This window comes from Thiocapsa sp. (assembly GCF_035467215.1).
In the GTDB taxonomy this organism is placed as follows: domain Bacteria; phylum Pseudomonadota; class Gammaproteobacteria; order Chromatiales; family Chromatiaceae; genus Thiocapsa.
On the sequence record NZ_DATITZ010000003.1, the window covers coordinates 1 to 6,294 of the forward strand.

The following is a 6,294-nucleotide window of genomic DNA, read 5'->3' on the forward strand; positions in this document are numbered from 1 at the left end:
TTGACCTGAATCTTCTCGCCGCCCGCAGGGATCTTGATGCTGTCGTTGGCCATGTGCAGTGCTCTCCTCGCCCAAAAGACGCCATGCTAACACCGGCTTCGTGGCTTGCGCAGACCTTCGATGCCCGAGCGAGCGCACCCGTTGGCGACGCGGATCGACGCGGCCGGTACAATCGCTCGATGACCGCCGTTGTGCACAAGCCCCGCTCGACCCGCGTGATCGTCGGCCTCTCCGGCGGTGTCGATTCGGCCGTCGCCGCCCATCGACTGCTCGAGCTGGGCTACGCTGTCGAAGCCCTCTTCATGAAGAACTGGGAAGAGGACGACGACCCCGGCTACTGCGCCGCCGCCGCGGACCTGGCCGACGCGCGCGGCGTCGCCGAACGGCTCGGGATCCGGCTGCACACGGTGAACTTCGCCACCGAGTATTGGGATCGCGTCTTCGAGACCTTCTTGACCGAGTATCGGGCTTTGCGGACCCCGAATCCCGATGTGCTGTGCAACCGGGAGATCAAGTTCGCCGCCTTCCTCGATCACGCCCTGGGGCTGGGTGCCGACCTTATCGCCACCGGCCACTACGCGCGGGTGACACGCCACGGGCAGGGCGCGCGGCTTCGTCTGTGCGCCGACCCCGACAAGGATCAGACCTATTTCCTGCATCTGCTCGATCAATCTCAATTGGAGCGCGCGCTCTTCCCGCTGCATGACCTGACCAAGCGCGAGGTCCGGGAGATCGCGAGGGGTCTCGGACTCGCCAATGCCGAGAAGAAGGACAGCACAGGGATCTGCTTCATCGGCGAGCGTCGCTTCCGGGACTTCCTCGCCCGCTACCTCCCGCGCAAGCCCGGTCCCATCGAGACCGCCGACGGAATCGTGATCGGCGAGCATCGGGGGCTCGCCTACTACACCATCGGGCAACGCCAGGGGCTCGGCATCGGCGGGATTCACGGCGGTCGCGAGGCGCCCTGGTTCGTCGCCGCGAAGGACGCCGAACGCAACACCTTGGTGCTGGTTCAAGAGACGCACCATCCGCTGCTCATGTCTTCCGGGCTGCATGCGGCTCGGCCGCATTGGATCGCCGGAGCGCCGCCGCAAGACCCGCCCTTTCGGTGCCTGGCGCGTCTGCGTCATCGCCAGCCCCTACAGCACTGCGAGGTCGTGGAGGCAGGGGCATCGGGTTGCCGCATTCAGTTCGACCAACCGCAGCGCGCGGTGACGCCCGGTCAATCGGTCGTGCTCTACCGCGACGACGTCTGTCTCGGCGGTGCAATCATCGACGCGGGTTGCCGCTGAGCCGGCCCGAGAACGAGTGCTTGGCGCAACCGCCTGGTTCGGGTTCAAATGACCTTCAATCCCCTCAGGAGATCCCCAGCCGAATGCCCCACGACAATCTCGACCGCCTCATCGCCCTCGCCGGAATCTATCAGGCCGTCAACTGTGTCATGCGCGTCGCCCGCTCCGGCTCGGCGGACACCGACGCCATGGAGCCCTGTATCTACAGCCTCCTGCAGGTCAATGCCGACGACGTGGGTGCGGTCTTCGGCGAGCCGGGACGGGTCGCAAACGGCGCACGACAGATCATTGCGCAGCTCACCGGCAAGCCGGAGCGCAACCTGGAGTTGACCCGCTACGTGGTCCTCTTGATGAAGCTGGAACGCGCCCTCGCGGCGCGCCCCGATCTCCTCGCGCGCGTCGGCGAAGGCATCGAGGCGGCGCAGGCGAAGCAGGAACACTTTGCGCTCCTGCACCCTAACATGCTGGCCCATCTCGCAGCGATCTACACCGACACCCTCAGCACGCTGGAACCTCGAATCATCGTCCGCGGCGACCCGCTGCATCTACAGAATCCCGACAACCAGAACCGGGTGCGCGCGCTCCTGCTCGCCGGCATCCGCTCCGCCATGTTGTGGCGCCAGGTCGGCGGTACCCGCTGGCAGCTGCTGCTGAAGAACAAGCAGATCCTCGCCGACGCCCGCCGCTATCTCAACAGCCTTGCCGACCGCACGGCCAATCCGAAGTCTGAAAGCTGATTGCTGGAGGCTGACGGCTTGAGCCCCGCCCCCACCCGAACATATTGCACCGCAGCATATAGCGCCGCACGGGCTTGGCCGCTAGAATCGGACCCAACCTGTTCGCCGAACCCGGAGCACCGCATGACCAACAGCTTCAACGCCAAAGCCACACTCGACGTCGCCGGCACGGACTACGAGATCTTCAAGCTCGACGCCGTCCCCGGCAGCGCCCGCCTGCCCTTCTCGCTGAAGATCCTGTTGGAGAACCTGCTCCGCAACGAGGACGACCTCACCGTCACCCGTTCGGACATCGAGGACCTGGCCAACTGGGACCCCAAGGCCGAGCCATCCAAAGAAATCCAGTACCGCCCGGCCCGCGTGCTGATGCAGGACTTCACCGGCGTGCCCGCGGTCGTCGATCTGGCCGCGATGCGCGATGCAATGAAGGCGCTCGGCGGCGACCCGCGCAAGATCAACCCGCTCCAGCCGGCCGAGCTGGTCATCGACCATTCGGTGCAGGTCGACCATTTCGGCTCGAACGATGCCTTCGCGCTCAACGCGGAGCTTGAGTTCCAACGCAATCAAGAACGCTACAAGTTCCTCAAGTGGGGCCAGAAGGCGCTCGACGGCTTCAAGGTCGTGCCGCCGGACACCGGCATCGTGCATCAGGTCAACATCGAGTATCTCTCGCGCGTCATCTTCCCGAACCCGCTCGATGGCCGCACCCAAGCCTATTTCGATACCTGTGTCGGCACCGACTCCCACACCACCATGGTCAACGGGATCGGCGTCCTGGGCTGGGGCGTGGGCGGGATCGAGGCCGAGGCATCCATGCTCGGCCAACCGGTCTCGATGCTGGTTCCCAAGGTCGTCGGCTTTAAGCTGACCGGTAACCTGCGCGAAGGCGTCACCGCAACCGACCTGGTCCTGACCATCGTCGACATGCTGCGCAAGCACGGCGTGGTCGGCAAGTTCGTCGAGTTCTACGGCCCGGCGATCGCGACCCTGCCGATGGGCGAGCGCACCACCATCGCAAACATGGGGCCCGAGTACGGGGCGACCTGCGGTCTCTTCCCGGTCGATCAGGTCACGCTCGACTATCTGCGCCTGACCGGTCGCGACGAGGCGCAGATCGCCTTGGTCGAGGCCTACTGCAAGGCACAGGGCGTCTGGCACACCGCCGACGCCGCCGAGGCCGATTATTCCGAGACCCTCGCCCTGGATCTGGGCGATGTCGTGCCCTCGCTCGCAGGCCCGAAGCGCCCGCAGGACCGGGTGCCGCTCACCGAGATGGCGAGTCACTTCCCGGCCGCACTTGCCGCCCTCAAGAAGGAGCGCAACATCCCGAGCAAGGGCCCCGCGAAGGCGGTTATGGGCGGGCACGAGGTCGAGATCTCCGACGGCTCCATCGTGGTCGCGGCCATCACGTCCTGCACCAACACCTCGAACCCGAGCGTCATGCTTGCCGCCGGCTTGGTCGCCAAGAAGGCCGCGGCCCTGGGTCTCAAGGCCGCGCCCTGGGTGAAGACCTCGCTCGGCCCGGGCTCGATGGCGGTGACGCGCTATCTGGATCGCGCCGGGCTCACCGAGCCTCTCAAGGCATTGGGTTTCCACAACGTCGGCTACGGCTGTACGGTCTGTATCGGCAACACCGGCCCGCTTCCCGCGCCGGTCTCCAAGGCCATCGCGGACAATGACCTCTGCGCCGTGTCCATCCTCTCGGGCAACCGCAACTTCGAGGGCCGGGTTCATGCCGAGGTGCGCATGAACTATCTGGCGAGCCCGCCGCTGGTCGTCGCCTACGCCATCGCCGGGCGGATCGATCTGGACCCCTACAAGGATCCGCTGACGACCGCCCCGAACGGCAAACCCGTCTATCTCAAGGATATCTGGCCGACCCAGGACGAGGTCAACGCGGCCATCGCCGAGAACGTCACCGTCGACGAGTTCACCTCCGCCTACGCGGACGTCTACGCCGGGGACGCGCGCTGGCAGTCGATCGATGTGGCCGCGAGCCAGACCTACGCCTGGCCGGCCGACTCGACCTACATCCGCAACCCGCCTTATTTCGACGGGATGACGCTGGACGTGGCCCCGGCCGAGGACATCGCGGGCGCACGCTGCCTGGCCGTGCTCGGCGACTCCATCACCACCGATCACATCTCGCCCGCCGGCTCGATCAAGCCCAACTCGCCGGCAGGCAAGTATCTGATCGAGAAAGGCGTGGATCCCAAGGACTTCAACAGTCTGGGCTCGCGGCGCGGCAACCACGAGGTGATGATGCGCGGCACCTTCGCCAACATCCGACTACGCAACCTCATGGCGCCGGGCACCGAGGGCGGCGTGACACTCCATCAGCCGGACGGCGAGGAGATGTCGATCTACGACGCGGCGATGAAGTACCAATCCGAGGGGACGCCGGTCATCGTGCTCGCCGGGAAGGAATACGGCTCGGGCTCCTCGCGCGACTGGGCCGCGAAGGGACCGCGTCTCTTGGGCGTGCGCGCCGTGATCGCCGAGAGCTACGAGCGCATCCATCGCTCGAACCTGGTCGGCATGGGCATCCTGCCGCTCGAGTTTCTGCCGGGCGACAACGCCCAAGCGTTGGGCCTGACCGGGACCGAGCAGTTCGACATCACCGGGCTCGACAACGCCGAGGCAAAATCGGTGGCGGTCACGGCGACGGCGCCCGACGGGTCGGTGAAGACCTTCAAGGCCAAGGTGCGGATCGATACACCCAACGAGGTCGACTACTACAGGCACGGCGGGATCCTCCCCTATGTCCTGCGTCGGCTCGCGGCCTGATCCGATGACGATGGATCTCACCGGCCTGACCGCCATCTCGCCCGTCGACGGCCGCTACGGCTCCAAGACGACCGATCTGCGGCCGATCTTCAGCGAGTTCGGGCTGATTCGCTACCGGGTGCTGGTGGAGGTCCGCTGGCTGCAGACCTTGTCGCGGCATCCCGGAATCCCGGAGGTGCCCGTCTTCTCGGCCGAGGCCGACCGGCTGCTCGACGACATCGCCGAGCAGTTCGCCGTCGCGGATGCGCAGCGCATCAAGGAGATCGAGCGGACAACGAATCACGACGTCAAGGCGGTCGAGTATTACCTCAAGGAAAGGGTTGCCGACCACTCTGAGCTCAACGCGGCAAGCGAGTTCATTCACTTCGCCTGCACCTCCGAGGACATCAACAATCTCGCCCACGGGCTCATGTTGAGCGCCGGGCGCGAGCAGGTTCTGCTGCCCGAGATGGACGCCGTCATCGCGGCCGTTCGGGACTTGGCGCACCGCTACGCCGATCAGCCGATGCTCTCGCGCACCCACGGACAGCCGGCCACGCCGACGACGCTCGGCAAGGAGATGGCGAACCTCGTCCACCGGCTGCGCATCCAGCGCGATCGCGTCGCCGAGGTGACCCTGTTGGGCAAGATGAACGGCGCGGTCGGCCACTACAACGCCCATCGCGTCGCCTATCCGGATCTCGATTGGCCCGGCTTGACCCGTGGCTTCGTCGAGTCTCTCGGGCTCGCCTGGAACCCTTACACGACCCAGATCGAGCCCCATGATTACATGGCGGAGCTGTTCGACGCCCTCGCGCGCTTCAACACGATCCTGATCGACCTCTCGCGCGACCTCTGGGGCTACATCTCGCTCGGTTACTTCAAGCAGCGTACCGTCGCGGGCGAGGTCGGCTCCTCGACCATGCCACACAATGTGAACCCGATCGACTTCGAGAACGCGGAAGGCAACCTCGGGATCGCCAACGCCATCCTCGGACATCTGGCCGCAAAGCTGCCCATCTCGCGCTGGCAGCGCGATCTCACCGACTCGACGGTGCTGCGCAACCTCGGCGTCGGCGTCGCCCACACCAGCATCGCGCTGCAGTCGACGCTGCGCGGGATCGGCAAGCTGGAGGCCGATCCCGCACGGATGGCGGCCGATCTGGATGCGAACTGGGAGGTCTTGGCGGAGCCGATCCAGACCCTGATGCGCCGCTACGGCGTCGAACGCCCGTACGAGCGGCTCAAGGAGCTGACCCGCGGTCAGCGCATCGGACCGGAAGCGCTCAAGGTCTTCATCGATGGACTGGAAATCCCGCAAGAGGCGAAGGCCGAGCTCGCGAACCTGACACCCGCAACCTATCTCGGGGATGCCGCTCGGCTTGCACGCGAAATCTGAGTGGTGGGAGAATAAAAAAGGCCGTTCACGCCTAGACGTGAACGGCCCTCCCATAAGCCCCGGTCGGGGGGATGAGGCTTATTGGACCTGCCACGCCGAT

The 6,294-nt window shown here is 65.8% G+C and carries 4 protein-coding genes; all 4 read left to right on the top strand.

Features of this window, described 5'->3' with window-relative positions; genetic code table 11:
• Nucleotides 1–179: 179 nt before the first annotated feature.
• Nucleotides 180–1,292, top strand: coding sequence for a tRNA 2-thiouridine(34) synthase MnmA (gene mnmA, locus VLR48_RS00045; protein ID WP_325289825.1), 1,113 nt, complete (start codon nt 180–182; stop codon nt 1,290–1,292).
• Nucleotides 1,293–1,375: 83 nt separating this feature from the next.
• Nucleotides 1,376–2,029: a high frequency lysogenization protein HflD gene (gene hflD, locus VLR48_RS00050; protein ID WP_296811535.1), complete on the top strand. Its 654-nt coding sequence runs from the start codon at nt 1,376–1,378 to the stop codon at nt 2,027–2,029.
• 123 nt (nt 2,030–2,152) lie between these two features.
• Nucleotides 2,153–4,816, top strand: a complete 2,664-nt coding sequence (gene acnA / locus VLR48_RS00055) for an aconitate hydratase AcnA (protein ID WP_325289826.1) — start codon at nt 2,153–2,155, stop codon at nt 4,814–4,816.
• Between the two features lie 10 nt (nt 4,817–4,826).
• On the top strand, nt 4,827–6,194 hold the full coding sequence (gene purB / locus VLR48_RS00060; RefSeq protein ID WP_325289827.1) for an adenylosuccinate lyase: 1,368 nt from the start codon (nt 4,827–4,829) through the stop codon (nt 6,192–6,194).
• Nucleotides 6,195–6,294 lie beyond the last annotated feature (100 nt).